The organism is Streptomyces carminius (genome assembly GCF_002794255.1).
Lineage (GTDB): Bacteria > Actinomycetota > Actinomycetes > Streptomycetales > Streptomycetaceae > Streptomyces > Streptomyces carminius.
This window is the reverse complement of the sequence record NZ_PGGW01000019.1, coordinates 219061-244078: the sequence shown is the minus strand read 5'-3', so window position 1 is coordinate 244078 and position 25018 is coordinate 219061. Positions and strand designations below refer to the sequence as shown.

The window sequence follows — 25018 nt, the reverse complement described above, 5'->3', positions numbered from 1 at the left end:
CCGGGTGAATGATGCCGATTTATCGTTCGCGTCACTGTCCGCGAGCAAGATCACAATATGTGAGGGAGAGCGGTCATGGTGGTGAGGGAGACCCCGGCGAGGAGGAGCGGGGCCGTACGGGAACCCGCCATGGGCGCCGGCGGCGCGGGCGGCACCGTCGCGGGCGGGGCCGCGGGGAAGACCGCGGGCAGGGCCGCGGAGAAGGCCACGGAAGAGGCGGCCGGGAAAGCGGCCGGGAAGAAGACAGGAGCCAAGACGGTGGTTGCCAAGAAGAGCACGACGGAGACACAGGCCGCCGGGACAGCCACCTCGGTCCCCCCGGCACGGACGGCGGCGGCCCCCGCCGCCCCCGGCGAGCTGGCCGTACGGCCGGGGGAGGAGGCCTGGACCCCGGACGAGGTGGAGGAGGCGCGCGCCGCGCTGGCCGGGGAGGCCGAGCGGCTGCGCGCCGAGATCCACACCGCCGAGGAGGCCCTCGAGGATCTGATGCGCGACTCGGCCGACGCCGCCGGGGACGACCAGGCCGACACGGGCACCAAGAACATCACCCGTGAACACGAGATGTCCCTGGCGGAGAACGCCCGCGAGATGCTCTACCAGACCGAGCGCGCCATGGACCGGCTGGTGGCCGGGACGTACGGCGACTGCGAGAACTGCGGGGAGCCGATCGGCAAGGCGCGGATGCAGGCCTTCCCCCGGGCCACGCTCTGTGTGGAGTGCAAGCAGCGGCAGGAACGCCGCTGACGGCCCCGGGCGGGTGTGACGTACCCTGCATCACGTGACAGAGGTGGAACGGGCGGGCGGGAAGCCCGGCCAGGCAGAGGCCATGACCGAGGGCGAGTCCGTGGACGGCACCGGCGGCGCCGGGACCCCCGGAGCCGAGGACGGCGCCGGGGGTCCCGGGCGGCCCGCGTCCGGCCGCCGCCGGCGGATCGTGGAGCTCGCCATCGTGGCGGCCGTCGCGTACGCCCTGGACCTGATCACCAAGGTCATCGTGGTGGAGAGGCTGGAGGGACACGATCCGATCGAGGTGATCGGCACCTGGCTGCGGTTCCAGGCGGTGCGCAACCCGGGTGCCGCCTTCGGTATCGGCGAGGCCCTCACCGTCGTCTTCACGGTCATCGCGGCGGCCGTGATCGTGGTGATCGTACGGATCTCCCGCAGGCTGTACAGCGCACCGTGGGCCCTCGCGCTCGGACTGCTGCTGGGCGGGGCCCTGGGCAACCTCACCGACCGGATCTTCCGGGCGCCGGGGGTCTTCCAGGGACATGTCGTGGACTTCATCGCGCCCGCGCACTTCGCCGTCTTCAACCTCGCCGACTCGGCGATCGTCTGCGGCGGTGTGCTGATCGTGTTCCTGTCCTTCCGGGGGCTGGACCCGGACGGCACCGTCCACCGGGACTGACCGGCCACCGGCCGGCCCGCCGTGTGCCCCCGCCCGCCGGGCGGGGGCACACCGCACTTCCGGCATACTCGACCGGGTGAACCTGCTTCCCGAGATCCGCACCCTGCCCGTACCCGACGGCCTGGAGGGCGAGCGCGTCGACGCCGCCCTGGCCAGGATGTTCGGCTTCTCCCGCACCAAGGCCGCCGAACTGGCCGCCGCGGGGAAGGTCCGGCTCGACGGAGCGGAGGCCGGGAAGTCGGAGCGGGTGCGCGGCGGAGCCTGGATCGAGGTCGAGATGCCCGCGCCGCCCGTGCCGGTGCGGGTCGTGGCCGAGCCCGTGGCGGGCATGCGGATCGTGCACGACGACGCCGACCTGGTGGTGGTCGACAAACCGGTCGGGGTGGCCGCCCACCCCAGCCCCGGCTGGAGCGGTCCCACCGTGATCGGCGGACTCGCCGCGGCGGGCTTCCGCGTCTCCACCTCGGGCGCCGCGGAGCGGCAGGGCATCGTGCACCGGCTGGACGTGGGCACCTCCGGGCTGATGGCGGTCGCCAAGTCCGAGCGCGCCTACACCCTGCTCAAGCAGCAGTTCCGGGAGCGCACGGTGGACAAGCGCTACCACGCGCTCGTCCAGGGCCACCCCGACCCGCTGAGCGGCACGATCGACGCCCCCATCGGCCGGCATCCCGTCCACGACTACAAGTGGGCCGTCACCGCCGACGGCAAGCCGTCGGTCACCCACTACGACCTGGTCGAGGCGTTCCGGGCCGCCAGCCTGCTCGACATCAAACTGGAGACCGGCCGCACCCACCAGATCCGCGTCCACATGGCCGCCCACCGGCATCCCTGCGTCGGCGACACCACCTACGGCGCCGACCCGACGATGGCGAAGCGGCTCGGCCTGACCCGGCAGTGGCTGCACGCGGTCCGGCTCGGCTTCGAGCACCCGGCGGACGGCCGCCGGGTGGAGTTCACCAGCGACTACCCGGACGACCTGCGCACGGCCCTGGACCGGATCCGGGCCGAGAGCGCGTAGCGGGGCTGACGCGGGAGCGGGGCCCGTGCCGTGGCCGGGCACGGCCCCGGCCACCCGGCGGCCACGGCACGGGCCCCGCTCAGGTCGCCCTGCGGGCACCGGGGACGTTCGCCCGGCCCGTCCCGTCCTTCCCGGCCGTCCCCCCGGTGCCGTCGGTCCCGGGCCGCTCCGCGGCCTCCTCCGGCGTCCGGCCGGCCGCCGCCCCGCCGTCCCGGCCCGGTTCCGGCGCCGCGGGCGCGGTCGTGACGCGGGGAAGGGCGTAGGGGTGCTCCCGGTGGAGCCAGGTGACGAGCCCCTCGCGGACCTCGCACCGCAGTGTCCAGATGTCGTCGGCGTTGCGCGCCGTCATCACCGCGCGGACCACGATCGTGGTGGGGGTGGTGTCGTAGACCACCAGGCTCCAGTTGCGGCCGTCCCACACGTCACTGGCCCGCACGAGCTCCTCCGTCTTCGCGCGGATCTCGGCGATCGGGGCGGAGTGATCGAGGTGGAGGTAGACCGTGCCGGTCATCTGCGCGCCGCCGCGGGACCAGTTCTCGAACGGCTTGTTGGTGAAGTACGACACCGGCATGGTGATCCGGCGCTCGTCCCAGGTGCGCACGACGAGGTACGAGATGGTGATCTCCTCGACCGTGCCCCACTCGCCGTCCACGATCACCGTGTCGCCGATGCGGACCATGTCGCCGAAGGCGATCTGCAGCCCGGCGAAGAGATTGCCCAGGGTGGACTGGGCGGCGATACCGACGACGATGCCCAGCACACCGGCCGAGGCCAGCATGGAGGCGCCCAGCTTCTCCAGCGCGGGGAACTGCAGCAGCATCGCCGCACCGGCGATCACCGTGACCACCGCCGTCGCCATCCGCCTGATCAGGGTCAGCTGGGTGCGCACCCGCCGCACCCGCGCCGCGTCGTGGGCGATCCCGGCGTAGCGGGAGTAGGCCGTCTCCACCACCGCGGTGACGATCCGCAGCACCAACCAGGCGGTGGCCCCGATCAGGATCAGGTTGAGCCACAGGTCGACGGTCTTCTGGTGGTCCCTGCCCAGCTGCGTCTGCTCGGAGAAGCCGTTGAGCAGGCCGACGAAGACCACGGCCTGGAGCGGCCACCGGCCGCTGCGCAGCAGGCCCCACATCGGGGTCTCCGGGTGCCGGGCGTCCAGGCGCCGCAGCGCGCGGTCCACGACCCATCCGACGACGAGGGCCAGCGCGATGGCGCCGCCGAAGACGATCAGCGGCCGCAGCACGTTCTCCATGGTCGGGTGACTCCTCGGGGGAACTCCTGGGAACGGAAGAAGGGCTCCCCCGACCGTACCTGGCACCATGGGGTCGTTCCCGCCCCGGGCCCGGCACCCGGGTCCGGGCCACGGCTGTGACCAGCGAAGGAAGTGACACCTTGGCCGTCATTGTGATGTTCCACTCCGCCTTCGGGCCGCGCCCCGCCGTGCAGGCCGCGGCCGGGCTGCTGCGGGAGGCCGGGCACGAGGTGCACACCCCGGACCTGTACGGCGGTCACAACCCGCCGCGACAGCTCGACACGGTCGAGGAGAGCATGCGGGTCAGGGAGGAGATCGGCCGCGACGAGCTGCTGCGGCGGGCCGTGACCGCCGCCGCGCCGCTCTCCGGACGGGGAGTGGTCTACGCCGGGTTCTCCATGGGCGGGGCGATCGCCCAGAACCTGGCGCTCGCCGACGACAGGGCACGCGGGCTGCTGCTCCTCCACGGCACCTCCGACGTCCCCGAGGACGCGGCCGCCGACGAGCTGCCCGTACAGCTCCATGTCGCCGACCCCGACCCCTTCGAGCCGCACGACTGGCTGAACGCCTGGTACCTGCGGATGCGGCGGGCGGGCGCGGAGGTCGAGGTCCACCGCTACCCCGGGGCCGGGCACCTGTACACCGACCCCGGGCTGCCCGACCACGACAAGGAGGCGGCCGAGCGGACCTGGCGCGTCGCGCTGGACTTCCTGGCCGGCCTGCCGGACCCGGCGGACGGCTGAGGAGCCCGCGGGACGGGGGAACCGCGGGCCGTGCGGCCGTGTCCGCCGTGCCCCCGCCCCGGCACGGGGTCAGCGCACCTCCTCCGCCGCCCGCTCCACGCGCTGGGTGCCCGAGGGGGTGCGGTAGGAGCGCAGGTACCGGACGGCGGAGGCCGGGTCGGTCCGGTCGGCCAGCGCGAAGTAGTCCATCTGCGCCCGCTCGCGGGTCACGTCGAGGACGCCGTAACCGTGCGAGTCCATGTCCACCCACCGGGTGTGGCGGTTGGCGGCCCGAACGGCGGCCTCGGCGACAGTCGAGACGGTGTGCGGCGGGACCCCGAGCGCGTCGTCGAGGTTGTCCGAGGTGACGGAGGTGACCACGAACTCCGTGGCGACCGGCGGCTCCAGCGGGTAGGTGGCGGCCCGCACCGGCACCTCGTTGGCCCAGGCCATGTGGATGTCGCCGGTGAGGAAGACGGTGTTGCCGATACGGCCCTCGCGCAGATGGGTCAGCAGCTCGCGGCGGTCGTCGGTGTAGCCGTCCCACTGGTCGGTGTTGACCGCCAGACCCTCCCGGGGGACACCGAGCAGCCCGGCCAGCGGTCCCAGCAGGTACGCCGGCACGGAGCCGAAGGCGACCGGCGAGACCATCACCGAGGTGCCCACCAGATGCCACCGGATCCCGGCGGCCGCGGATGCCGTCAGCGAGGACTTCAGCCAGTCCAGCTGGGCGCGGCCGGTGATGGTGCGGCCGGGGTCGTCCACCTCACCGCTGCCGGCGCCCGCCTGCTTGTCCCGGAAGGAGCGCAGGTCCAGCAGGTGGAGGTCGGCGAGATCGCCGAAGCGCAGCCGCCGGTGGACGGTGCCCTCGGTGGCGGGGCGGACCGGCATCCACTCGAAGTACGCCTGCCGGGCCGCCCGGGCGCGCGCCGCCCAGTCGCCCTCGGTGCCGGGGGTGTGGTTCTCGGCGCCGCCGGACCAGGCGTCGTTGGCGGTCTCGTGGTCGTCCCAGACCGCGATCACCGGATGGGCGGCGTGCAGGGCCCGCAGGTCGGGGTCGGTCTTGTAGTGGGCGTGGCGCTGCCGGTAGTCGGCCAGGGTGACGGTCTCGTGGGCGGGCTCCACCGCCCGGACGGAACCGTTCCCCAGCGGGAACTCCTCCCGGCCGTACTCGTAGACGTAGTCGCCGAGGTGGAGGACGGCGTCGAGGTCGGTCCGGGCGGCGAGGTGGCGGTACGCGGCGAAGAATCCGCTCTCGTAGTGGGCGCAGGAGGCCACCCCGAAGCGGAGGCGGTCCGCCGTGGTGCCGTCGGCGGGCGCGGTGCGGGTACGGCCGGCGGGGGAGCGGACGCCGGCGGCGGTGAAGCGGTAGTGGTACGCGGTGGCCGGACGCAGCCCGCGGACGTCGGCCCTGACCGTGTGGTCGGAGGCGGCCGTCGCGGTGACGCGGCCGGAGGCGACGACGGAGGAGAAGCCGCGGTCCTCGGCGATCTCCCAGGAGACCTCCACGGCCTCCCCCCGGCCGGAGCCGGGCACCGCGTCGGCGGAGGGGGTGACCCGGGTCCACAGCAGGACACCGTCGGGCAGGGGATCCCCGGAGGCGACGCCGTGTGCGAAGACCGGCCCGTCACCGGGCGCGCCGGGCACGTCGGCCGCCCGGGCCCGTCCGGCGGCCAGCGGCAGCAGCGCGGCGGTCGCGGCGCCGGCCGTGACGACCGTGCGGCGGGTGGGGGACGAGCCGGAGGAAGGGGAAGGGGCAAAGGAGGCTGAAGAAGCGCGAGGGGCGTGAGTGTCGGTCACGGCGGCCGATGCTATGCGGTGGCGGGGGCGGCGAACAGCGGACCGGCAGAAGTTCGGCCACCGGCCGGACAACTGCCGGACGGCGTTCCCCGGCTCGTGGCGGAGCCGCACCGGAGCCGTGTCCGCGCCGTGTCCGCACAGCGTCCGCGCGGACCGGACGGGCCCGGCCCGGTGACCGCGCCGCTGGGCGGCGGGACACCGGGCCGGGTGGGGGCGACCGCCGTCCGGCGGCGGTCCGGCGGCTGTGTGCCGGCTTACTTCACGCCGAGCTTCGCGAGTTCCTCGGGGAGCTTGGGGGTCTCGACGTCCTTGCCGTTGATCCGGACGGTGGGCGTGCCCTTGATGTCGGCCTTGTTGAAGCTGTCGATCATCTCCAGGGCCCACTTGTCGTAGGTGCCCTTCTCGACGGCCGTCTCGAACTCCTTGTTGCCCTTCAGCGCGTCGACGTTCTCCGCGACCTTCAGCAGATAGTCGTTGTCGGCGAACTTGTCCTCGTTCTCCGGCGGGTGGTGCTCGGCGGAGTACAGCAGACCGTGGTACTCCTTGAACGCCTCGGTGCTCACGTCCAGCGCGGCGCCCAGCGCGCTGGCGGCGTTCTTGGAGCCGTTGCCGCCGAAGTTGCCGTCGATGATGGCCCCGAGGTGGACCTGCAGCTTGTACTTGTCCTCCTCGGCGCCCTTCTTGAGGGTCTCGCCGAGCGCCTGCTCGAAGCTGGCGCAGGCCGGGCAGCGCATGTCCTCGTAGACGTCGATGGTCGTCTTGGCGTCCTCGCCGCCGAGGACGACAACCGTGCCGTTCTTCCCGGTGGCGTTGGCCGGCTTGACCAGCTTCTTGTCGGCGGCCGCGGACCAGGACTTGTCGCTGCCGCTGCTGCTCTCCATGTTGGCGACGGCGAAACCGACACCGCCCGCGACCGCGAGGACGGCGATCACCGAGCCGCCGACGATCAGCTGGCGGCGGATCTTCTCCTTCTTGGCCTGCTTCTCGCGCTCGACCCGCAGCCGCTCGCGGGCGGCACGCTTGGCTTCCTGGCTGTTTCGCTTGCTCATCGGGGGGTTCTCCGTGTCGGTTGCGTACGTGTGGGGACGGTAGTGCTCAGACGGTGGTGGCCGCCGGGCAGGGAGGTCCGCGTCGCACGACGGAGTGGATGAGCAACGGAAGCGCGCGGGGGGCGCGGGAGCGGGGGGCGGGGCGCACGCCTCGCCCGGTCTGCCCCACGGGCATCACGCGGGCGCCGGCCGCCGGCAGCAGCGGCCGGAAGAGGGCCGCCGCGGCGGCGCACAGCAGCCGGGTGAGCGCCGCGTCGCCCCGCCGCAGCCAGGCGGCGGCGGTCAGCCCGACGGCCAGGTGCACGGCCAGCAGGAGCCAGGGGGCGGCGGGGTGCGCCGGGGCGGGGAGCGGGGGAGCGCCGGAGGCGGCCATCCGCGCCAGCGGCGTCCCGAACTCGCCGCCCGCGCACAGCAGGTCCACGCCCAGTGAACGCAGCGGACCCGCCACCGGACCGCCGGCCTGCCCGTAGCAGGCGTCCTGGCCGGCGGTGAAGACGGTGTCGGCGGCCAGCTCCAGCGGTACCAGCAGCGCGGCGATCGACCAGTACCCCCGCTCCCGCCGCCCGGCGAGCGAGAAGGCGGCGGCGAACACCACCGCGGTCACCAGGGCGAGCGGCAGGAACGGCAGGGGGTTTCCGGTGAGCAGGACGTGGGCACCCGCGGACAGGGTGACGCACAGCGCGGTGAAGACCGCGGCGCGCACCCCTCGTACGCCCATGCCCGGGAAACCCATCGTGTCCATCGCAGCCGAGTGTGCCATGTGCTCCGCTAAGAAGGGCCTAAAGGGCGGGCGCCGGTGGCGATCGCAACACGACCGATGTCCGGGGAATACCGGGGCACTGCCCCGGCACTGCCCCGGCAGTGCCCGGTGACCCGGGGGACCCGGTCGGCCGGGCCGCCCCGGAAAGCGGCTGTGACCTGCGTTTTCGACGCCGGGACGGGAGCGGTGCGCGAGGGCCGGACGACACTCGCCCGCCCGTGCGGGGCACGGGGTTCCTGTCGGTGCCAGGCCGTAGACTTCGGAGCCGTCCAGGCACTGCCGCAAGCCCCTGCACCGGAGGTCCCCCACCGTGGCCGATCAGCCGTTCACCCATCTGCACGTACACACCCAGTACTCGCTGCTGGACGGTGCGGCACGGCTGAAGGACATGTTCGACGCCTGTCAGGAGATGGGCATGACGCACATCGCCATGACCGACCACGGCAACCTCCACGGGGCCTACGACTTCTTCCAGCACGCCACCAGGGCGGGCGTCACGCCGATCATCGGGATCGAGGCGTACGTCGCCCCGCAGTCACGGCGGTACAAGCGCCGTGTCCAGTGGGGCCAGCCCCACCAGAAGCGCGACGACGTCTCCGGCTCCGGCGGTTACACCCACAAGACGATCTGGGCGGCCGACAGGACGGGCCTGCACAATCTCTTCCGGCTCTCCTCCGACGCCTACATGGAGGGCTTCTTCGTCAAGTGGCCGCGCACCGACCGGGAGATGATCGCCGAGTTCTCCGAGGGCCTGATCGCCTCCACCGGCTGCCCCTCGGGCGAGGTGCAGACCAGGCTGCGGCTGGGCCAGTTCGACGAGGCGCTCAAGGCCGCCGCCGACTACCAGGACATCTTCGGCAAGGGACGCTACTTCCTGGAACTGATGGACCACGGCATCGAGATCGAGCGCCGGGTCCGCGACGGGCTCCTGGAGATCGGGAAGAAGCTGGGCATCCCGCCGCTGGTCACCAACGACAGCCACTACACCTACGCCGGCGAGGCCGAGGCCCACGACGCACTGCTGTGCATCCAGACCGGCAAGAACCTCTCCGACCCCGACCGCTTCCGGTTCGACGGCGCGGGCTACTTCCTGAAGTCCGCGGCGGAGATGTACGCCATCGACTCCTCCGACGCCTGGCAGGAGGGCTGCCGCAACACCCTCCTGGTGGCCGAGCAGGTCGACACCGCCGGCTGGTTCGAGAAGCGGGACCTGATGCCCCGCTTCCCCGTCCCCGAGGGGCACACCGAGGAGTCCTGGTTCCGCGAGGAGGTCCGCCGCGGCATGGAGCGCCGGTACGCCGGACAGGTCCCCGAGGACCGGCAGCGGCAGGCCGACTACGAGATGGACGTCATCGTCGAGATGGGGTTCCCCGGCTACTTCCTGGTGGTCGCCGACTTCATCATGTGGGCCAAGAACAACGGCATCGCCGTCGGCCCCGGCCGCGGTTCCGCGGCGGGCTCGATCGTGGCGTACGCCATGGGCATCACCGACCTCGACCCGATCGAGCACGGGCTGATCTTCGAGCGGTTCCTCAACCCCGAGCGCGTGTCCATGCCCGATGTCGACATCGACTTCGACGAGCGCAGGCGCGGTGAGGTCATCCGCTACGTGACCGAGAAGTACGGCGCCGACAAGGTCGCCCAGATCGGCACCTACGGCACCATCAAGGCCAAGGCCGCGATCAAGGACTCCGCCCGGGTGCTGGGCTACCCGTACGCCATGGGCGACCGCATCACCAAGGCGATGCCCGCCGACGTCCTGGGCAAGGGCATCCCGCTGTCCGGCATCACCGACCCCAAGCACCCCCGCTACAACGAGGCGGGCGAGATCCGGTCGATGTACGAGAACGAACCGGACGTGAAGAAGGTGATCGACGCCGCCCGGGGCATCGAGGGCCTGGTGCGGCAGATGGGCGTGCACGCGGCGGGCGTGATCATGTCGAGCGAGCGGCTGGTCGACCACGTCCCGGTGTTCAGCCCCAAGAACGACGGGGCGGTGGTGACCCAGTGGGACTACCCGACCTGCGAGTCGCTCGGCCTGCTGAAGATGGACTTCCTGGGCCTGCGCAACCTCACGATCATGGACGACGCCGTCAAGCTGGTGAAGGCGAACAAGGGCGTCGACATCACCCTGCTCGACCTCTCGCTGGACGACCCCAAGACCTTCGAGCTGCTCCAGCGCGGCGACACCCTGGGCGTCTTCCAGTTCGACGGCGGCCCCATGCGCTCCCTGCTGCGCATGATGAAGCCCGACAACTTCGAGGACATCTCCGCGGTCTCGGCCCTGTACCGGCCCGGTCCGATGGGCATGAACTCGCACATCAACTACGCGCTCCGCAAGAACGGGCAGCAGGAGATCACCCCGATCCACCCGGAGCTGGAGGAGCCTCTCCGGGAGGTCCTCGACATCACCCATGGCCTGATCGTCTACCAGGAGCAGGTGCAGAAGGCCGCCCAGGTGCTCGCCGGGTACAGCCTCGGACAGGCCGACCTGCTGCGCCGGGCGATGGGCAAGAAGAAGAAGGAGGTCCTGGACGCCGAGTTCGTCAACTTCCAGAAGGGCGCCCGGGACAAGGGGTACTCCGACGAGGCCATCCAGGCCGTGTGGGACGTGCTGGTCCCCTTCGCCGGATACGCCTTCAACAAGGCGCACTCCTCGGCGTACGGGCTGGTGTCGTACTGGACGGCCTACCTCAAGGCGAACTACCCGGCCGAGTACATGGCGGCCCTGCTGACCTCCGTCCGCGACGACAAGGACAAGTCGGCGGTCTACCTCAACGAGTGCCGCCGCATGGGCATCAGGGTGCTCCCGCCGGACGTCAACGAGTCCGAGGCGAACTTCACCCCGCGCGGCGACGACGTGATCGTCTTCGGGCTCACCGCCGTGCGCAACGTCGGCCAGAACGTGGTGGACTCGATCGTCGCCTGCCGGAAGGCCAAGGGAAAGTACACCTCCTTCCCCGACTTCCTGGACAAGGTCGAAGCCGTGGTGTGCAACAAGCGCACCGTCGAGTCGCTGATCAAGGCCGGTGCCTTCGACGAGCTGGGCCACACCCGCAAGGGGCTGACCGCCCACTTCGAGTCGATGATCGACAACGTGGTGCAGATCAAGCGCAAGGAGGCCGAGGGACAGTTCGACCTGTTCGGCGGCATGGGGGAGGAGACCGCCGACAGCGGTCCGGGTTTCGGTCTGGACGTGGAGTTCCCCACCGACGAGTGGGACAAGAGCTATCTGCTCGCCCAGGAGCGGGAGATGCTCGGTCTGTACGTCTCCGACCACCCGCTGTTCGGTCTGGAGCACGTGCTGTCCGACAAGACCGACGCCGCGATCTCCCAGCTCACCGGCGGCGACTTCGCCGACGGGGCGATCGTCACCATCGGCGGCATCATCTCCGGGCTCCAGCGGAAGATGACCAAGCAGGGCAACGCCTGGGCGATCGCCACCGTGGAGGACCTGGCCGGCTCGATCGACTGCATGTTCTTTCCCGCCACCTACCAGCTCGTCTCCACCCAGCTCGTGGAGGACACGGTGGTCTTCGTCAAGGGGCGCCTGGACAAGCGCGAGGACATCCCCCGGCTGGTCGCCATGGAGCTGATGGTCCCCGACCTGTCGGACGCCGCCTCCGACGCGCCCGTCACCATCACCATTCCCACGGTCAAGGTCACCCCGCCGCTGGTGGAGAAGCTCGGCGAGGTGCTGACCCACCACCGCGGCTCGACCGAGGTGCGCGTGCGGCTCCAGGGCAGCCGCAAGACGACCGTGCTCCGGCTCGACCGGCACCGGGTCACCGCCGACCCGGCGCTCTTCGGTGACCTCAAGGCGCTGCTCGGCCCGTCCTGCCTGGCGGGCTGACCCCGCCCCGCCCGGGGCGGTCTGCCCGGAGCGGACGGACGGCCCGGGGCGGTGAGCACTCACCGCCCCGGGCCGCCCCCGTGGTGCCCGGGCCCGGGACTTCGCGGAACCGGGGCCGGGTGATCGTGGTTCTCCGCCGGTCGGTCGCCGGTCAGTTGTGGCCGAAACGCCGGTGGCTCCTGCGGCCGCCCTCCCCGGAACCGCCCCGCGGGGACACCGTCTCCCCGGCCGTGTCCGGTGGCCGCTCCCTCGTCTGCTCGGTGCTCCCGTGTCCGCGCCGCCGGTCGCGGTCGTCCTTCCTGCGCTTGCCCATGATCTCCTCCTGTGCGGACCTTTGAACGATGGGCCGCGATCAGCCTCGCACGCACCCGCGGAGTTCGCATTCCGGGCAATTGCCCTGATCGGCCGGTCTTCTTGCCCGGGCGGCCCTCCCGTACGGTGGACATCGGTGTCCCGCCGCGCCGAAGATCGAGTCCGAGCCGCCGAGCCTGTACGGTCGGGCAGACTCCAGACAGATCCGAGACAAGCGCACAAGGCCGGGCGGGAAGCCGCCGGCCGCGGTGGCCGTACCGGTCCGTGCGGGTCGTACCGAGAGTGGGTGGAGCGTGGACCGCTGCGTCGTCCTGGTGGACGCCGGATATCTCCTGGGCGCCGCCGCGAGCCTCCTGGCGGGCGAGCCCGCACGCTCCCGGATCACCGTGGACCACTCCGTGCTCATCCACGGACTGCGCGAGCGCGCCGAGGAGGACACCGGCTGCCGTCTGCTGCGGATCTACTGGTTCGACGGTGCGCCCGACCGGGTGCCCCAGCCCGAGCACCGGCGGCTGCGGGTGATGCCTCGGGTGACCGTACGGCTCGGCGCCCTCACCCGGAGCGAGGGACGGTGGGCGCAGAAGGGCGTGGACGCGGCCATGCACGCCGAGCTGACCGAGCTGGCCCGCAACCGGGCCTGCTCCGACATCGTGCTGGTCACCGGCGACGGCGATCTGCTGCCCGGGCTGATGTCCGCCAAGGAGCACGGTGTCGCCGTGCACCTGTGGGCCGTCCAGGCCGCCGACGGCGACTACAACCAGTCCGAGGACCTGGTCGCCGAGGCCGACGAGCGGCGGGTGCTGGACCGCGACTGGATCACCCGCGCGGTCCGGGCCAAGGACCTCACCGGGATCTGCTCGCCCCGCCCCGACACCCGGCCCGAGATCACCGCGATCCTCTCCGCACCGCTGCCCGACCGCCCCCCTCCCTCCGGCGGGGGGAGCACCGCCGCCCCCGCGGAGGGCGCCCCCGCCGCCGACGGCGGCGGGGCTCCTCGGCCGGACACCGCCGGCGCCGTTGCCGACGGGGGCCCTGCCGATCCCGGCAGCAACGGAGCCCAGGCCCCCGCCGCCGACGGACACGCCGGGGAACCCGGGCCGGTCAGGGGCGTACCCACCCCCAAGGACCTGGCCGGACTCGGCCGCCCCGCCGTGCCGCCCAACCCCTCCGCCTCCCCCGGCGCCACCCTGCGCTGGTCCTCCGACCGGGGCTGGGTCGACCGCGGTACGCCCGGTGAGTCACCCGACGCCGCCGGGCTGCCCACCCTCGCCCAGCTCACCACCGCCGAGCAGCGCTGGGCGGACCGGGAGGAGGACATCACCACGGTCAGCGGCGACCCCTTCGAGGTCGGCCAGGTCTTCGCCCGCCGCTGGATCGCGCGGCTGGCCGTCCCCGCCCATCTGCGGATCCTCTCCGCGGAGTACCCCCGCGTCCCGCACCGCATCGACGGTGAGCTGCTGCGCTACGCCGCCCGCTTCGGTCTGCTGGCGCACAAGGACGACCAGATCGACGAGCACGACCGCTACGCGATCCGGGCGGGCTTCTGGCGCGAGGTGGACGCCCGTACGGTGAACGAACACGCACCCACCGGCGATTGATCCCGGCGGGGACGCGTACCCTCGTAGCTCGTGAGGACGGGCACTCGGCAGGCGGTGGACGGCACGGTGGGTGACACGGCGGGCAGCGTCGTGGGCGCCGCGGCGGACGGCGCGCGGATGCCGGCGGAGGCCGTCGTGCGCGTCCGCGAGCTGGTCAAGACCTACCCCGCCCGGCGCGGGCGCCGCGGCGCCCCGGGCACCCCCGCCGTACGTGCCAGCGACGGTGTCAGCCTCACCGTGCGGCACGGCGAGATCTTCGGCCTGCTCGGCCCGAACGGCGCGGGGAAGTCCACCCTGGTGCGGCAGCTCACCGGACTGCTCCGGCCCGACGCCGGGGGCATCGACGTCCTGGGCCACGACCTGGTCCGCCACCCGAGGCGGGCGGCCCGGCTGCTGGCCTACCTCGGGCAGGAGTCCACCGCGCTGGACGAGCTGACCGTGACGCTGGCGGCCGAGACCACCGGGCGGCTGCGCGGTCTGGCCGCCGCCGCCGCGCGCCGCGAGTGCGACACCGTCCTGGACGAGCTGAACCTGGGACCGCTGGCGGACCGTCCGCTGAGGCGGCTCTCCGGCGGTCAGCGGCGGCTGGCCTGCGTGGCGGCGGCGCTGGTGGGGGAGCGCCCCCTGCTGGTGCTGGACGAACCGACGACCGGTATGGACCCCGTGGCACGGCGCGCGGTGTGGTCAGCGATCGACCGGCGGCGCGCCGAGCACGGCGCCACGGTGGTCCTGGTGACCCACAACGTCATCGAGGCCGAACTCGTCCTGGACCGGGTCGCGGTGCTGGACCGCGGCCGGGTGATCGCCTGCGACACCCCGGCCGGCCTGAAGGCGGTGGTCGGCGAGGACGTGCGGCTGGAACTGGTGTGGCGGGACCGCCCGCCGCTGGAGCTGCCCGAGGTGGCGGCCCTGCACCGGTCCGCCGTGACGGCCGGCCGCCGCTGGACGCTGCGGCTGTCCCAGCAGGACGCCCGGGCGGCGGTCGCCGCCGTCACCGGCGGCCCGGCGTTCGCCGCGCTGGACGACTTCACACTGGCCACCCCGAGCCTGGAGGACGTCTACCTGGCGCTCGGCGGACACACGGAGGGACTGGTGAAGGCGTGAGCACGTCCGCTGCGCGGACCGCGCCGCCCGGCGGGACGGCCGGGGAGGAGCCGGGGGAGGAGTCCCGGGAGGGAGGCGGGCCGGCCGCCGCCCCGCTCGCCGACGGCGCGGGCCTGTGGTCCGGCCTGGTGGCCGTCTACCGGGCGCAGCTCTCCCGGGCGCGGGTGGCCCGTATCCCCCTGCTGTTCGTGGCCACCTTCCAGTCGATCGGGATCATGGTCCTGATGCGGGGCGTCGTGGACGCCGGCCCCGGCGACGAGGCGCGGGCCGTGGTGGCGGGCTCCAGCGTGCTGGTGGTCGCCTTCGTCGCGCTCAACCTGCTGGCCCAGTACTTCGGCCGGCTGCGCGCCTCCGGCGGCCTGGACCACTACGCCACCCTGCCGGTGCCGCCCGCGGCGGTGGTGCTGGGAACGGCGGGCGCGTACGCCTCCTTCACCCTGCCCGGCACGGCGGTCACCGCCGTGACCGGCGCGCTGCTCTACGGTCTCCCGCTGGACGGGCTGTGGCTGCTGGTGGCGGTGGTGCCGCTGGTCGGCGCGGCGCTCGCCGGGCTCGGCGCGGCCCTGGGGCTGCTCGCGCCCCGTCAGGAGATCGCCACGCTCTGCGGGCAACTGGGCATGTCCGCCGCGCTGCTGCTGGGCGTCCTGCCGGCCTCGGGACTGCCGGAACCGGTGCGCGTACTGCGGGACCTGCTGCCCTCCACCTACGGTGTGGAGGCGCTGGCGGCCGTTCTCGGGCCCCGGCCGCACTGGCCCTCCGTGATCGCCGATCTCGGGGTGTGCGCCGCGGTCGGGGCCGTGACCCTGGCCGCCGCCACCTGGGCGTACCGGCGCGCGGCGGTGCGCTGACCCGCGGCCGCGCCGTCCCGGCGGGCCACTCGTACGGCCTGCCCGTCGAACCGGTGACCGAACCTGGCACGATGGCAGGGTGACCGCACCGACGCCTCCTCCCTCCCACCACGGCCCCTCCCGGGACTACGACCCGTGGACGTCCCCGCCGCCCGGCGCCGCGGCATCCGGCGAACCCGGCGACACGGGCGGGTCCGGCCCGGACGGGGAGGCCGCCGGACTCCGCCGGCCCGGTGCGGAGCCCGGCGGTGTCGAGGTCCGGCGGGAGGTGCGCGACGCCGCGCTGGTGGCGGTCGCGGTGGCCGTCACCGGAGTGGCGCTCGGTCTGCTGTGGCTGTGGCTCGCCCCGCGGATCCCGCTGATCTCCGACGGCACGGCCGTCTACCTCCGCGAGTCCGAGGGGGAGGAGACGGTCGGCGCCGACGGCACGTTCGTGCTGCTGGCCCTGGGCGCCGGGGCGCTGACCGGGGCCGCGGTCTTCCTCGCCAGGCGCCGGGGCGGCATCGGCACGGTGATCGGGCTGACGCTCGGCGCGGTGCTCGGCTCGGTGCTGGCCTGGCGGCTGGGCGTCCAGCTCGGACCGGAGCAGGACGTGGTGGCCCGGGCCGGGGAGGTGGGCAGGGGGGAGGTCTTCGACGCCCCGCTGGAGCTGAAGGCCAAGGGCGCCCTGCTGGCCTGGCCGTTCGCCGCGCTGGTGGTGCACCTGGGACTCACGGCCCTGTTCGGGCCCCGCGACCCCGACCCCGAGCCGTTTACCCACCCGGGGTGGGGGCCGCGGCCCTCCTCGCCCGGCGACGGGGCACCCGGCAAGGGATAGCGCCGGCCGGCGGGCCTACCCGCGGGCGACCGGTGCCGTCACCGCGCCGGTGAGCCGGACCAGGTCGGCGGGCGCCAGCTCGATCTCCAGGCCCCGGCGCCCGGCCGAGACGCAGACCGTCCCGTACCGCTCGGCGGAGGTGTCCACGACGGTCGGCAGCGCCCTGCGCTGGCCCAGGGGGGAGATCCCGCCGCGTACGTAGCCGGTGGTGCGCTCGGCGGCGGCCGGGTCCGCCATCGAGGCCCGCTTGCCGCCGACGGCCGAGGCCAGCGCCTTGAGGTCCAGCGAGCCGGAGACGGGGACGACCGCGACGGTCAGCGTGCCGTCGACCTCCGCGACCAGGGTCTTGAAGATCCGCTCCGGACCGATTCCGAGCGCCTCGGCGGCCTCCTCGCCGTAGGAGGGGCTCGCCGGGTCGTGCTCGTAGGAGTGGAGGGTGAAGGCCACCCCCGCCTTCGTGGCGGCCACGGTGGCGGGGGTGCCGCCGGAGCCGGTGCGCTGCTTCTTCCTGGCCAATGTCGTCTCGCTGTGTCTCGGGCCGGCGGGCACCGGTGCGGCCCGGCGCTCAGTTCGGGCTGGTCGGCAGGCGGGTGAGCTCCGCCGCCGGAACCGAGGGGAGCCTACCGATCAGCGCCGTCTCGCGCCGCAGAATTCTCAGCTCCTCCGCCAGCCGCGTGGCGGTGTCCGGGGCCTGCAGGAGCCGCTGCTTGGTCGGGGTGTCCAGCACGGTCGCGGCGGCGACCAGATAGGACACCACCGCCGGCTCGTCCGGCAGCTCCTGGCCGCCGGCCAGGGTCCGCTCCCGGGCACCGGCGAGCTGCTTCTGGTAGGCGCGGAACGCCCGCAGCACCCCGGAGGCGAGCGCGCCCGCGCCCTCCCCGACCTCCTCCGTCAGCTCCTCGACCTCGGCGACCAGATACGGCCCCGAGGCGTCGACGGACCGCAGCCGGAAGCGGGTGGTGCCGGTGGCGAGCACCTCGTAGCCGTCGCCCTTCCCGTCCTCCTCGGGGCGCTCGCGGATCGTCGAGGCGTCGGCGACGCAGCCCACGGAGTGGAAGGCCCGTATCGGATCCGGCCCGAAGCCCGCTGCCGGGCCGGCCCCGGAGAGGGCCGTGGGGTCCGGCATCCCGGTCGCGGTCGGCGCGACCTCCCGGCCGTCCCGGATGGCGACCACCCCGAAGCGGCGCGGCTCGTCCTCCGGAATCCGGAGCAGCTCGCGCATCAGCGCGCGGTAGCGCTGCTCGAACACGTTCAGCGGCAGTACCAGCCCGGGGAACAGCACGGTGTTGAGAGGAAACAGCGGTAGGCGAGTGGTGGTCACAGTCCGCAGCCTAAGGCCCATGGAGACGGGTTCGGTGGTCGGCCGGTCCGGCGGACGTCCCGGCGGGGGCTCCGGCGGAGGCGCGCGGCGGCCGGGCGGCGGGCGGGCGGCTCACCGCCGCCCGCCCGCCGCCCGGCCTCACTGCCGCCGCAGCAGCCTGGTCGCCCCGGCGGCGACCGTGGTGGCCAGCACCCAGCCCAGCAGGATCAGCGCCGTGGCCGTCCACTGGGCGGCGCCGGCGGTCTTCCACTGGCCGGACTGGCCGAGGTCTATCACCGGCAGCAGCAGGTCCAGCACGTACAGGGGAGCGCTCCAGTACGGCGACTCCCCCGGTCTGAGCGGCTCCGGCGGGCGCCGGGCGAAGTACAGCGTCCCCGAGGCCCACACCACCGCCATCCACAGTGCGGCCTGCCCCGGCCGGTAGCCGTACGCCACCGTCCAGTCCTGCAGGTAGCCCCACAGCTTCGCGGCCGGCGGGAGCGTCTCGCGGCGGCGGCGCTGCTTCTCCAGCAGGACGGCGCGCGCGTCGGCGTCCTCCCCGCTGTTGCGCATCACCGTCGCCAGCTGCTCGTACGGCTCCGGCGCGTACTCGGGAGTCGCCGTCGCCAGCCACTGGATGCGCTGGGCGAGGGTGAACCTCCCGCGCGGGATCAGGTTCTGGTAGGTGAACCCGGCCATCCACAGCCCGTCCTCCACCGGCCAGCTCTCCACCCTGTCCACCAGGTTGTCCACCGACGCCCCCGCCAGCACCACCCGGCCGTCGGCGGGCCGCTCGGGGGTGAAGCACAGCTCCGGGGTCTGGACGCGGCGCAGTGACAGCTCCTGATCGTGCGACAGGTGGAAACGGGCCTCGTCCAGCACGAGCGAGTCCCCGAACTTCCCGTCGTCCAGTTTCATCCCGCCGGTGCACTCGAAGGGCTTGACGCGCCGCACCGCGTGGCTGTGCCCGTCCGGCGGCGGCCAGGCGGTGCCGTCGGGCGGGGTGGCGCCGTGGACGACCGGCAGCTCACGCGGGCCGGAGGAGGCGAAGTGCGCGAAGTGCTCCACCCGCATCTGCGGGGCGTACAGCGCGTACTGCCCGCTGCCGCGGCGCAGCACGCTGCCGTACATGAACAGTGAGCCGCCTATCTCCGCCCCCCGCAGGCCCACCTCGCCGGTCGCCAGCACGAGGCTGGCCTGCAGATCCTGCGCGACCTGGATGCCGTCGGCGGAGAACGACCGCATGCGGTGCCCGCTGCCGACCGTCATCTCGTTCAGCAGCAGGTCCGTGCCGATGGACGCGTCGGTGAGCCGCACACCCCCGGGAACGGTGCAGCGCGGCAGGTGGAGATCACCCTCGGTGCTCATCCGGGCGGCCTCCAGCCGGGGTATGTGGCAGTCGACCAGCCGGGCCGTCACCAGCCGGCACTCGTGCAGCAGCACCTCGTCCTCGAAACGGCACTGCTTGAACTCGACGTACGGCTCGACCGTGCCCCCGGACAGGTCCAGCCTCCCGGTGATGTACGCGCCGGTCAGCTGCAGCGAGGCGACCCGGCCGAGCAGCGGCGACGGCCCGTGCAGCAGTAACAGGGCGACGACCCGGGCCCGCACCGTCCGCCGCGGCCCCCACTCGTGGTCGCCGTTGGGATCGTCCAGCTCCGGGGTGCCCGAGCGCAGGTCATGCTCGCTGCCGTTGCGGAAGGCCTGCCACATGCCCCACTCCGCGGTGGTCAACCGCAGTCCGGCGGGCGGATCCCCGCTGTCCAGAGGCTCGCTCACAACCGCTCTCCCCTCGTCTCCCCCCGGCCACCTGCGTCACTGGGTGACTGCTTGGACGCTACCGGTCAGCACTGACAGGATTCCCCCTCCCGGCTCGTCCGTATCACGCACTGATACGGCGGGCCGGGCACCTGATCCGGTCTGAGACACTGGGACACGTGCTTCGATCCGTATCCCTGACCCGACTCGACCTGCGCGGACGCGACCTCGCCGCGGACGGGGTCGACCGGGGGCTGCTGCCCCGAGCCGAACTCGACGTCGAGGCCGCCCTGGAGAAGGTGCGGCCGATCTGCGAGGCCGTGCACCATCGCGGCACGGCGGCGGTGATCGAGTACAACGAGCGCTTCGACGGCGTGCGCCTGGAGCGCGTACGGGTCCCGGCCGAGGCGATCGGGAAGGCCCTGGGAGAGCTGGACCCGGCGGTGCGCGAGGCGCTTCAGGAGTCGATCCGCCGCGCCCGGACCGTCCACCGCGGCCAGCGGCGCACCGACTCCACCGTCCGCGTCGTCCCCGGCGGCACCGTGACCGAGCGGTGGGTGCCGGTCGAGCGGGTGGGTCTGTACGTGCCCGGCGGGCAGGCCGTCTACCCCTCGTCCGTGGTGATGAACGTCGTGCCCGCGCAGGAGGCCGAGGTCGGTTCGCTGGCCGTCGCCTCGCCCCCGCAGAAGGAGTTCGGGGGGCTGCCGCACCCCACGATCCTGGCCGCCTGCGCCCTGCTGGGCGTCGAGGAGGTGTACGCCGCCGGCGGCGCCCAGGCGATCGCCATGTTCGCCTACGGCACCGAGGAGTGCGCTCCCGCACAGCTGGTCACCGGCCCCGGCAACATCTGGGTCGCCGCCGCCAAGCGCCTGCTCAAGGGCCGCATCGGCATCGACTCCGAGGCCGGTCCGACCGAGATCGCGATCCTCGCCGACGACACCGCCGACCCCCGCCACGTCGCCGCCGACCTGATCAGCCAGGCCGAGCACGACACCCTGGCCGCCGCCGTCCTGGTCACCCCCTCCGAGGCGCTGGCCGACGCCGTCGACTCCGAGCTGGCCTCCCAGGTGGCCGCCACCAAGCACGCCGAGCGCATCGCCGAGGCGCTGGCCGGGCGGCAGTCCGGCACCATCCTGGTGGACGACCTGGACCAGGGCCTGGCCGTGGTGGACGCCTACGCCGCCGAGCACCTGGAGATCCAGACCGAGGACGCCGCCGAGGTCGCCGCCCGGGTCCGCAACGCGGGCGCGGTCTTCGTCGGCCCCTGGGCCCCGGTCTCCCTCGGCGACTACTGCGCCGGTTCCAACCACGTGCTGCCCACCGGGGGCTGCGCCTGCCACTCCTCCGGGCTGTCCGTGCAGTCCTTCCTGCGCGGCATCCACGTCGTGGACTACACCCGCGACGCGCTGGCCGACGTGGCCCGCCACGTGGTCGTCCTGGCGGAGGCCGAGGACCTGCCCGCGCACGGGGCGGCCCTGAAGGCCCGGTTCGACTGGAAGGTGCCCCAGGGGAAGTGACCGGCATCGACGACCTGCCCATCCGGGACGAACTGCGCGGCAAGTCCCCCTACGGGGCGCCCCAGCTGGACGTGCCCGTACGGCTGAACACCAACGAGAACCCCCACCCGCTGCCCGAGGCGCTGGTGGCCCGCATCGCCGAGCGCGTCACCGAGGCAGCCCGGCACCTCAACCGCTACCCCGACCGGGACGCGGTGGAGCTCCGCACCGAACTGGCCCGCTATCTCACCCGCACCGCCGGGTACGGGGTGGCGGCGGAGAACGTCTGGGCCGCCAACGGCTCCAACGAGGTCCTCCAGCAGCTCCTCCAGGCCTTCGGCGGCCCGGGCCGCACCGCGCTCGGCTTCGAGCCCTCGTACTCGATGCACGCCCTGATCGCCCGGGGCACCGGCACCGGCTGGCTCTCCGGGCCGCGCGAGGCGGACTTCCGCATCGACGTGGCGGCGGCGCGGGCGGTCATCGCCGAGCGCCGGCCGCACGTGGTCTTCGTCTGCTCGCCCAACAACCCCACCGGCACGGCCGTCGGGGCCGACACCGTGCTGGCCCTGTACGAGGCGGCGCAGGCGGCCCGGCCCTCGCTGGTGGTCGTCGACGAGGCGTACGGCGAGTTCAGCCACCGGCCCTCGCTGCTGCCGCTGCTCGACGGCCGTCCGAACCTGGTGGTCTCGCGCACCATGTCCAAGGCGTTCGGCGCCGCCGGACTGCGGCTGGGCTACCTCGCCGCCGCCCCGGCCGTCGTCGACGCCGTCCAGCTGGTGCGCCTGCCGTACCACCTGTCCGCCGTCACCCAGGCCACCGCCCTGGCCGCCCTGGAACACACCGGCACCCTGCTCGGTTACGTGGAGCAGCTGAAGGCCGAACGGGACCGGCTGGTGACCGAGCTGCGCGCGATGGGCTGCGAGGTCACCGACTCCGACGCCAACTTCGTGCAGTTCGGTCGGTTCGACGGCCCCGGCGGCGCCCACGCCGTCTGGCAGGCCCTGCTGGAGCGGGGCGTCCTGGTCCGGGACAACGGGGTACCGGGCCGGCTGCGGGTCACCGCGGGCACCCCGGCCGAGAACGACGCGTTCCTCGACGCGGTGCGCGCAGTACTGAAGGAGAGCAACCGATGAGCCGTGTGGGACGCGTCGAGCGCACCACCAAGGAAACCTCCGTCCTCGTCGAGATCGGCCTCGACGGCACCGGAAAGGTCGACGTGTCGACCGGGGTCGGCTTCTACGACCACATGCTCGACCAGCTCGGCCGCCACGGGCTGTTCGACCTCACGGTCAAGACCGAGGGCGACCTGCACATCGACAGCCACCACACCATCGAGGACAGCGCGCTGGCCCTGGGCGCCGCCTTCCGGCAGGCCCTCGGCGACAAGCGCGGCATCGTCCGCTTCGCCAACGCCTCGGTACCGCTGGACGAGTCCCTCGCCCAGGTGACCGTGGACCTGTCGGGGCGCCCCTACCTGGTGCACTCCGAGCCGGAGAACATGGCGCCGATGATCGGCTCCTACGACACCACGATGACCCGGCACATCCTGGAGTCGTTCGTGGCCCAGGCCCAGATCGCCCTGCACGTCCACGTCCCCTACGGGCGCAACGCGCACCACATCGTGGAGTGCCAGTTCAAGGCGCTCGCCCGGGCGCTGCGCTACGCGAGCGAGCCCGACCCGCGCCAGAAGGAGATCCCCTCCACCAAGGGCGCGCTGTGAACGGCCTCTCCACCCTGCTGATCTTCGTGGGGCTCTTCCTGCTCGGCGGTGCCGTCTCCTTCTGGAAACAGCAGATGCCCAGGGGGGTCGTCGCCCTGCTCGGCATCGGAGCGGCCCTGTCCCTGCTCGCCGGAGTCCTGCGTCTGGAGGTGTGGTCGTGACACGGAGGCAGAAGCCCCCCACCGGGGTGACCGTTCTGCTGGGCATCGTCGCCGCCGTGGTCCTGGTGGCGGCGGTCGTGAACGTGGCGGGAGCGCGATGATGGCGGAGAGGAACAAACGGGTCGTCGTCTTCGACTACGGCTTCGGCAACATCCGCTCGGCCGAGCGCGCCCTGGCGCGGGCCGGCGCGGAGGTGGAGGTCACCCGCGACTACGACGCCGCGATGAACGCCGACGGGCTGCTCGTCCCCGGTGTCGGCGCGTTCGCGGCCTGCATGGCCGGGCTCCGCCGGGCCCGCGGTGACTGGGTGGTGGATCGCCGGCTGGCCGGCGGACGCCCGGTGCTGGGCATCTGCGTCGGCATGCAGATTCTCTTCGGCCGGGGCATCGAGCACGGGGTGGAGGCCGAGGGCCTGGCCGAGTGGCCCGGCACGGTCGGTCCGCTCAAGGCGGACGTCGTGCCGCACATGGGCTGGAACACCGTCGAGGCCCCCGCGGACTCGGAGCTCTTCGCGGGCCTGCCCGCCGACGCCCGCTACTACTTCGTGCACTCCTACGCCGTGCGCGAGTGGGAGCTGACGGTCACCAACCCGGCCATGCCCGCCCCGAAGGTCACCTGGGCCACCCACGGGGAGCGCTTCGTCGCCGCCGTGGAGAACGGCCCGCTGTGGGCCACCCAGTTCCACCCCGAGAAGTCCGGCGACGCGGGCGCGCGGCTGCTGGCCAACTGGATCGACACCCTCTAGCCTCCGGCAGGCACCGACAGCCCCCCGACAGCGCCCCCGGCAGGAGCCGGCGGCCCCGGCCGCTCACGCGGACCGCTCCAGCAGACCGACCCCAGGACCGAGGACCACCCCTGATGAGTACCCACCGTCTCGAACTCCTCCCCGCCGTCGACGTCCGGGCCGGACAGGCCGTCCGGCTCGTCCACGGCGAGTCCGGCACCGAGACCTCCTACGGAGATCCGCTGGCCGCCGCCCTGGCCTGGCAGCGGGCCGGCGCCGAGTGGCTGCACCTGGTGGACCTCGACGCGGCCTTCGGCACCGGGGACAACCGCGAGCGGATCGCCGAGGTCGTCCGTGCCATGGACCTCAGGGTCGAGCTCTCCGGCGGCATCCGTGACGACGACTCGCTGGCCGCCGCGCTGGCCACCGGCTGCACCCGGGTGAACCTGGGCACCGCCGCCCTGGAGAGCCCCGAGTGGGTCGCCAAGGTGATCGCCGAGCACGGCGAGAAGATCGCCGTCGGGCTGGACGTGCGCGGCACCACCCTGCGCGGCCGCGGCTGGACCAGGGACGGCGGCGACCTCTACGAGACACTGGAGAGGCTCGACGCCGAGGGCTGCGCCCGCTACGTCGTCACCGACATCGCCAAGGACGGCACCCTCCAGGGGCCCAACCTGGAACTGCTGGAGAACGTCTGCGCCGCCACCGACCGCCCGGTCGTCGCCTCCGGCGGCGTCTCCTCCCTCGACGACCTCGGAGCGATCGCCTCCCTGGTACCGCGGGGGGTCGAGGGGGCCATCGTGGGCAAGGCCCTGTACGCCGGGGCGTTCACGCTGGAGGAGGCACTGGAGGTGGTCTCCCGATGACGGGCCCGGCGAGAGAGCCCGCACCGGTGGAGCGCGTCCGCTCCGACAGCCCCTGGGAGGACGAGATCGGCTCCGCGCGGGCCGTCGCGGCCGGTGACCGGGTCCTCGTCGCGGGCACGCGGCCCGTGGCCGGCGGCGTGGTGCACGGCGAGGGCGACCCGTACCTCCAGACGAGGACGGCGTTCAGCAACGCCCTGGCCGCACTGGAGCGGTTCGGGCTGGGCGCCGACTCCGTCGTCCGCACCCGTATGTACATAACCCACGCGCGCGACGTGGAGGACGTGGGCCGCGCCCACCGGGAGATCTTCGGTTCCGTCCGCCCCGTCGCGACGCTCGTGGTGGTCTCCGGCTTCGTCGACTCGCGGGTACTGGTCGAGGTGGAGATCGAGGCGTTCCGGCCGGTGGGTCCGGCGGACCCGGTGAACCCGGCGGACCCGGTGAAGGAGAGTGACTGA

24 protein-coding genes and 1 pseudogene are annotated in these 25018 nt (G+C 73.3%); 17 read left to right on the top strand and 8 right to left on the bottom strand.

Annotated features, from left to right (window positions below; genetic code table 11):
* Window positions 1-75: 75 nt before the first annotated feature.
* The 3 genes from CUT44_RS07405 (at window position 76) to CUT44_RS07395 (ending at window position 2423) form a co-directional block, all read left to right on the top strand.
* Window positions 76-744 (top strand): TraR/DksA family transcriptional regulator, encoded by a 669-nt coding sequence (locus CUT44_RS07405; protein ID WP_100201355.1) that lies wholly within the window; start codon window positions 76-78, stop codon window positions 742-744.
* Between the two features lie 82 nt (window positions 745-826).
* Window positions 827-1405 carry a signal peptidase II gene (gene lspA / locus CUT44_RS07400; RefSeq protein WP_100201354.1) on the top strand — a complete coding sequence of 193 codons (579 nt, stop codon included), beginning with the start codon at window positions 827-829 and terminating at the stop codon, window positions 1403-1405.
* A gap of 76 nt (window positions 1406-1481) precedes the next feature.
* Window positions 1482-2423: an RluA family pseudouridine synthase gene (locus tag CUT44_RS07395; RefSeq protein ID WP_100201353.1), complete on the top strand. Its 942-nt coding sequence runs from the start codon at window positions 1482-1484 to the stop codon at window positions 2421-2423.
* Window positions 2424-2502: 79 nt separating this feature from the next.
* Here the strand turns inward: CUT44_RS07395 and CUT44_RS07390 are convergent, their stop codons facing one another.
* The gene (locus CUT44_RS07390; protein WP_100201352.1) at window positions 2503-3675 is read right to left on the bottom strand and encodes a mechanosensitive ion channel family protein; all 1173 of its coding nucleotides are present in this window, start codon (window positions 3673-3675) and stop codon (window positions 2503-2505) included.
* A 26-nt stretch (window positions 3676-3701) separates the two neighbouring features.
* Between CUT44_RS07390 and CUT44_RS07385 the strand changes: the two genes are divergently transcribed.
* Window positions 3702-4418: a dienelactone hydrolase family protein gene (locus CUT44_RS07385; protein ID WP_408646723.1), complete on the top strand. Its 717-nt coding sequence runs from the start codon at window positions 3702-3704 to the stop codon at window positions 4416-4418.
* 69 nt (window positions 4419-4487) lie between these two features.
* On the opposite strand, the gene CUT44_RS07380 is transcribed toward CUT44_RS07385, so the two are convergent.
* The 3 genes from CUT44_RS07380 to CUT44_RS07370 all read right to left on the bottom strand — a co-directional run bounded on the left by CUT44_RS07380 (window position 4488) and on the right by CUT44_RS07370 (window position 7988).
* Complete coding sequence (locus CUT44_RS07380) at window positions 4488-6197, bottom strand: alkaline phosphatase D family protein (RefSeq protein ID WP_100201350.1); 1710 nt, start codon at window positions 6195-6197, stop codon at window positions 4488-4490.
* A 254-nt stretch (window positions 6198-6451) separates the two neighbouring features.
* Window positions 6452-7246, bottom strand: a complete 795-nt coding sequence (locus tag CUT44_RS07375; protein ID WP_100201349.1) for a thioredoxin domain-containing protein — start codon at window positions 7244-7246, stop codon at window positions 6452-6454.
* A 46-nt stretch (window positions 7247-7292) separates the two neighbouring features.
* The gene (locus tag CUT44_RS07370; protein ID WP_233221279.1) at window positions 7293-7988 is read right to left on the bottom strand and encodes a hypothetical protein; all 696 of its coding nucleotides are present in this window, start codon (window positions 7986-7988) and stop codon (window positions 7293-7295) included.
* 328 nt (window positions 7989-8316) lie between these two features.
* On the opposite strand from CUT44_RS07370, the gene dnaE reads away from it, so the two are divergent.
* The gene (dnaE, locus tag CUT44_RS07365) at window positions 8317-11859 is read left to right on the top strand and encodes a DNA polymerase III subunit alpha (protein ID WP_100201348.1); all 3543 of its coding nucleotides are present in this window, start codon (window positions 8317-8319) and stop codon (window positions 11857-11859) included.
* 151 nt (window positions 11860-12010) lie between these two features.
* On the opposite strand, the gene CUT44_RS32985 is transcribed toward dnaE, so the two are convergent.
* Window positions 12011-12172: a hypothetical protein gene (locus CUT44_RS32985; protein WP_158239573.1), complete on the bottom strand. Its 162-nt coding sequence runs from the start codon at window positions 12170-12172 to the stop codon at window positions 12011-12013.
* Between the two features lie 292 nt (window positions 12173-12464).
* Between CUT44_RS32985 and CUT44_RS07360 the strand changes: the two genes are divergently transcribed.
* The 5 genes and pseudogenes from CUT44_RS07360 to CUT44_RS07345 all read left to right on the top strand — a co-directional run bounded on the left by CUT44_RS07360 (window position 12465) and on the right by CUT44_RS07345 (window position 16538).
* Window positions 12465-13769, top strand: a complete 1305-nt coding sequence (locus tag CUT44_RS07360) for an NYN domain-containing protein (protein ID WP_100201347.1) — start codon at window positions 12465-12467, stop codon at window positions 13767-13769.
* Window positions 13770-13997: 228 nt separating this feature from the next.
* Window positions 13998-14360, top strand: a pseudogene (locus tag CUT44_RS34825) (ATP-binding cassette domain-containing protein); the annotation flags it as partial.
* Window positions 14361-14363: 3 nt separating this feature from the next.
* Complete coding sequence (locus CUT44_RS34820; protein WP_408646722.1) at window positions 14364-14873, top strand: ATP-binding cassette domain-containing protein; 510 nt, start codon at window positions 14364-14366, stop codon at window positions 14871-14873.
* A complete protein-coding gene (locus tag CUT44_RS07350; RefSeq protein WP_100201346.1) occupies window positions 14870-15721 on the top strand; it encodes an ABC transporter permease in 852 nt (283 codons plus the stop codon). Before CUT44_RS34820 ends, CUT44_RS07350 begins: the two co-directional genes overlap by 4 nt.
* A gap of 79 nt (window positions 15722-15800) precedes the next feature.
* Window positions 15801-16538: a hypothetical protein gene (locus CUT44_RS07345; RefSeq protein ID WP_100201345.1), complete on the top strand. Its 738-nt coding sequence runs from the start codon at window positions 15801-15803 to the stop codon at window positions 16536-16538.
* Window positions 16539-16553: 15 nt separating this feature from the next.
* Here CUT44_RS07345 and ybaK read toward each other — a convergent pair whose 3' ends face one another.
* From ybaK to CUT44_RS07330, 3 genes are all read right to left on the bottom strand, one after another.
* Entirely contained in the window at window positions 16554-17054 is a 501-nt protein-coding gene (gene ybaK / locus CUT44_RS07340; protein ID WP_100201344.1) for a Cys-tRNA(Pro) deacylase, read from the bottom strand.
* A 49-nt stretch (window positions 17055-17103) separates the two neighbouring features.
* Window positions 17104-17859, bottom strand: coding sequence for an LON peptidase substrate-binding domain-containing protein (locus CUT44_RS07335; RefSeq protein ID WP_100201343.1), 756 nt, complete (start codon window positions 17857-17859; stop codon window positions 17104-17106).
* Between the two features lie 138 nt (window positions 17860-17997).
* Window positions 17998-19617 carry an oxidoreductase gene (locus CUT44_RS07330; RefSeq protein ID WP_100201342.1) on the bottom strand — a complete coding sequence of 540 codons (1620 nt, stop codon included), beginning with the start codon at window positions 19615-19617 and terminating at the stop codon, window positions 17998-18000.
* A gap of 158 nt (window positions 19618-19775) precedes the next feature.
* Between CUT44_RS07330 and hisD the strand changes: the two genes are divergently transcribed.
* From hisD to CUT44_RS07300, 7 genes are all read left to right on the top strand, one after another.
* On the top strand, window positions 19776-21113 hold the full coding sequence (gene hisD, locus CUT44_RS07325; protein WP_408646719.1) for a histidinol dehydrogenase: 1338 nt from the start codon (window positions 19776-19778) through the stop codon (window positions 21111-21113).
* A complete protein-coding gene (locus CUT44_RS07320) occupies window positions 21110-22225 on the top strand; it encodes a histidinol-phosphate transaminase (protein ID WP_100201341.1) in 1116 nt (371 codons plus the stop codon). The genes hisD and CUT44_RS07320 overlap by 4 nt, the downstream gene beginning before the upstream one ends.
* Entirely contained in the window at window positions 22222-22812 is a 591-nt protein-coding gene (hisB, locus tag CUT44_RS07315; protein WP_100201340.1) for an imidazoleglycerol-phosphate dehydratase HisB, read from the top strand. Before CUT44_RS07320 ends, hisB begins: the two co-directional genes overlap by 4 nt.
* Entirely contained in the window at window positions 22809-22973 is a 165-nt protein-coding gene (locus CUT44_RS33430) for a hypothetical protein (RefSeq protein ID WP_199185640.1), read from the top strand. Before hisB ends, CUT44_RS33430 begins: the two co-directional genes overlap by 4 nt.
* A gap of 100 nt (window positions 22974-23073) precedes the next feature.
* Window positions 23074-23718 carry an imidazole glycerol phosphate synthase subunit HisH gene (gene hisH / locus CUT44_RS07310; RefSeq protein WP_100201339.1) on the top strand — a complete coding sequence of 215 codons (645 nt, stop codon included), beginning with the start codon at window positions 23074-23076 and terminating at the stop codon, window positions 23716-23718.
* Between the two features lie 113 nt (window positions 23719-23831).
* Window positions 23832-24563, top strand: coding sequence for a bifunctional 1-(5-phosphoribosyl)-5-((5-phosphoribosylamino)methylideneamino)imidazole-4-carboxamide isomerase/phosphoribosylanthranilate isomerase PriA (priA, locus tag CUT44_RS07305; protein ID WP_100201338.1), 732 nt, complete (start codon window positions 23832-23834; stop codon window positions 24561-24563).
* Window positions 24560-25018 (top strand): Rid family hydrolase, encoded by a 459-nt coding sequence (locus CUT44_RS07300; RefSeq protein WP_100201337.1) that lies wholly within the window; start codon window positions 24560-24562, stop codon window positions 25016-25018. The genes priA and CUT44_RS07300 overlap by 4 nt, the downstream gene beginning before the upstream one ends.

What these genes read in the sequence shown, in the direction of transcription:
- lspA (WP_100201354.1), top strand. Translation starts at nt 827, where the DNA reads ATGACCGAGGGCGAGTCCGTGGACGGCACCGGCGGCGCCGGGACCCCC.
- hisH (WP_100201339.1), top strand. Translation starts at nt 23,074, where the DNA reads ATGGCGGAGAGGAACAAACGGGTCGTCGTCTTCGACTACGGCTTCGGC.
- CUT44_RS07375 (WP_100201349.1), bottom strand. Translation starts at nt 7,246, where the DNA reads ATGAGCAAGCGAAACAGCCAGGAAGCCAAGCGTGCCGCCCGCGAGCGG.
- CUT44_RS07405 (WP_100201355.1), top strand. Translation starts at nt 76, where the DNA reads ATGGTGGTGAGGGAGACCCCGGCGAGGAGGAGCGGGGCCGTACGGGAA.
- priA (WP_100201338.1), top strand. Translation starts at nt 23,832, where the DNA reads ATGAGTACCCACCGTCTCGAACTCCTCCCCGCCGTCGACGTCCGGGCC.
- CUT44_RS07370 (WP_233221279.1), bottom strand. Translation starts at nt 7,988, where the DNA reads ATGGACACGATGGGTTTCCCGGGCATGGGCGTACGAGGGGTGCGCGCC.
- CUT44_RS07300 (WP_100201337.1), top strand. Translation starts at nt 24,560, where the DNA reads ATGACGGGCCCGGCGAGAGAGCCCGCACCGGTGGAGCGCGTCCGCTCC.
- CUT44_RS07390 (WP_100201352.1), bottom strand. Translation starts at nt 3,675, where the DNA reads ATGGAGAACGTGCTGCGGCCGCTGATCGTCTTCGGCGGCGCCATCGCG.
- CUT44_RS32985 (WP_158239573.1), bottom strand. Translation starts at nt 12,172, where the DNA reads ATGGGCAAGCGCAGGAAGGACGACCGCGACCGGCGGCGCGGACACGGG.
- hisB (WP_100201340.1), top strand. Translation starts at nt 22,222, where the DNA reads ATGAGCCGTGTGGGACGCGTCGAGCGCACCACCAAGGAAACCTCCGTC.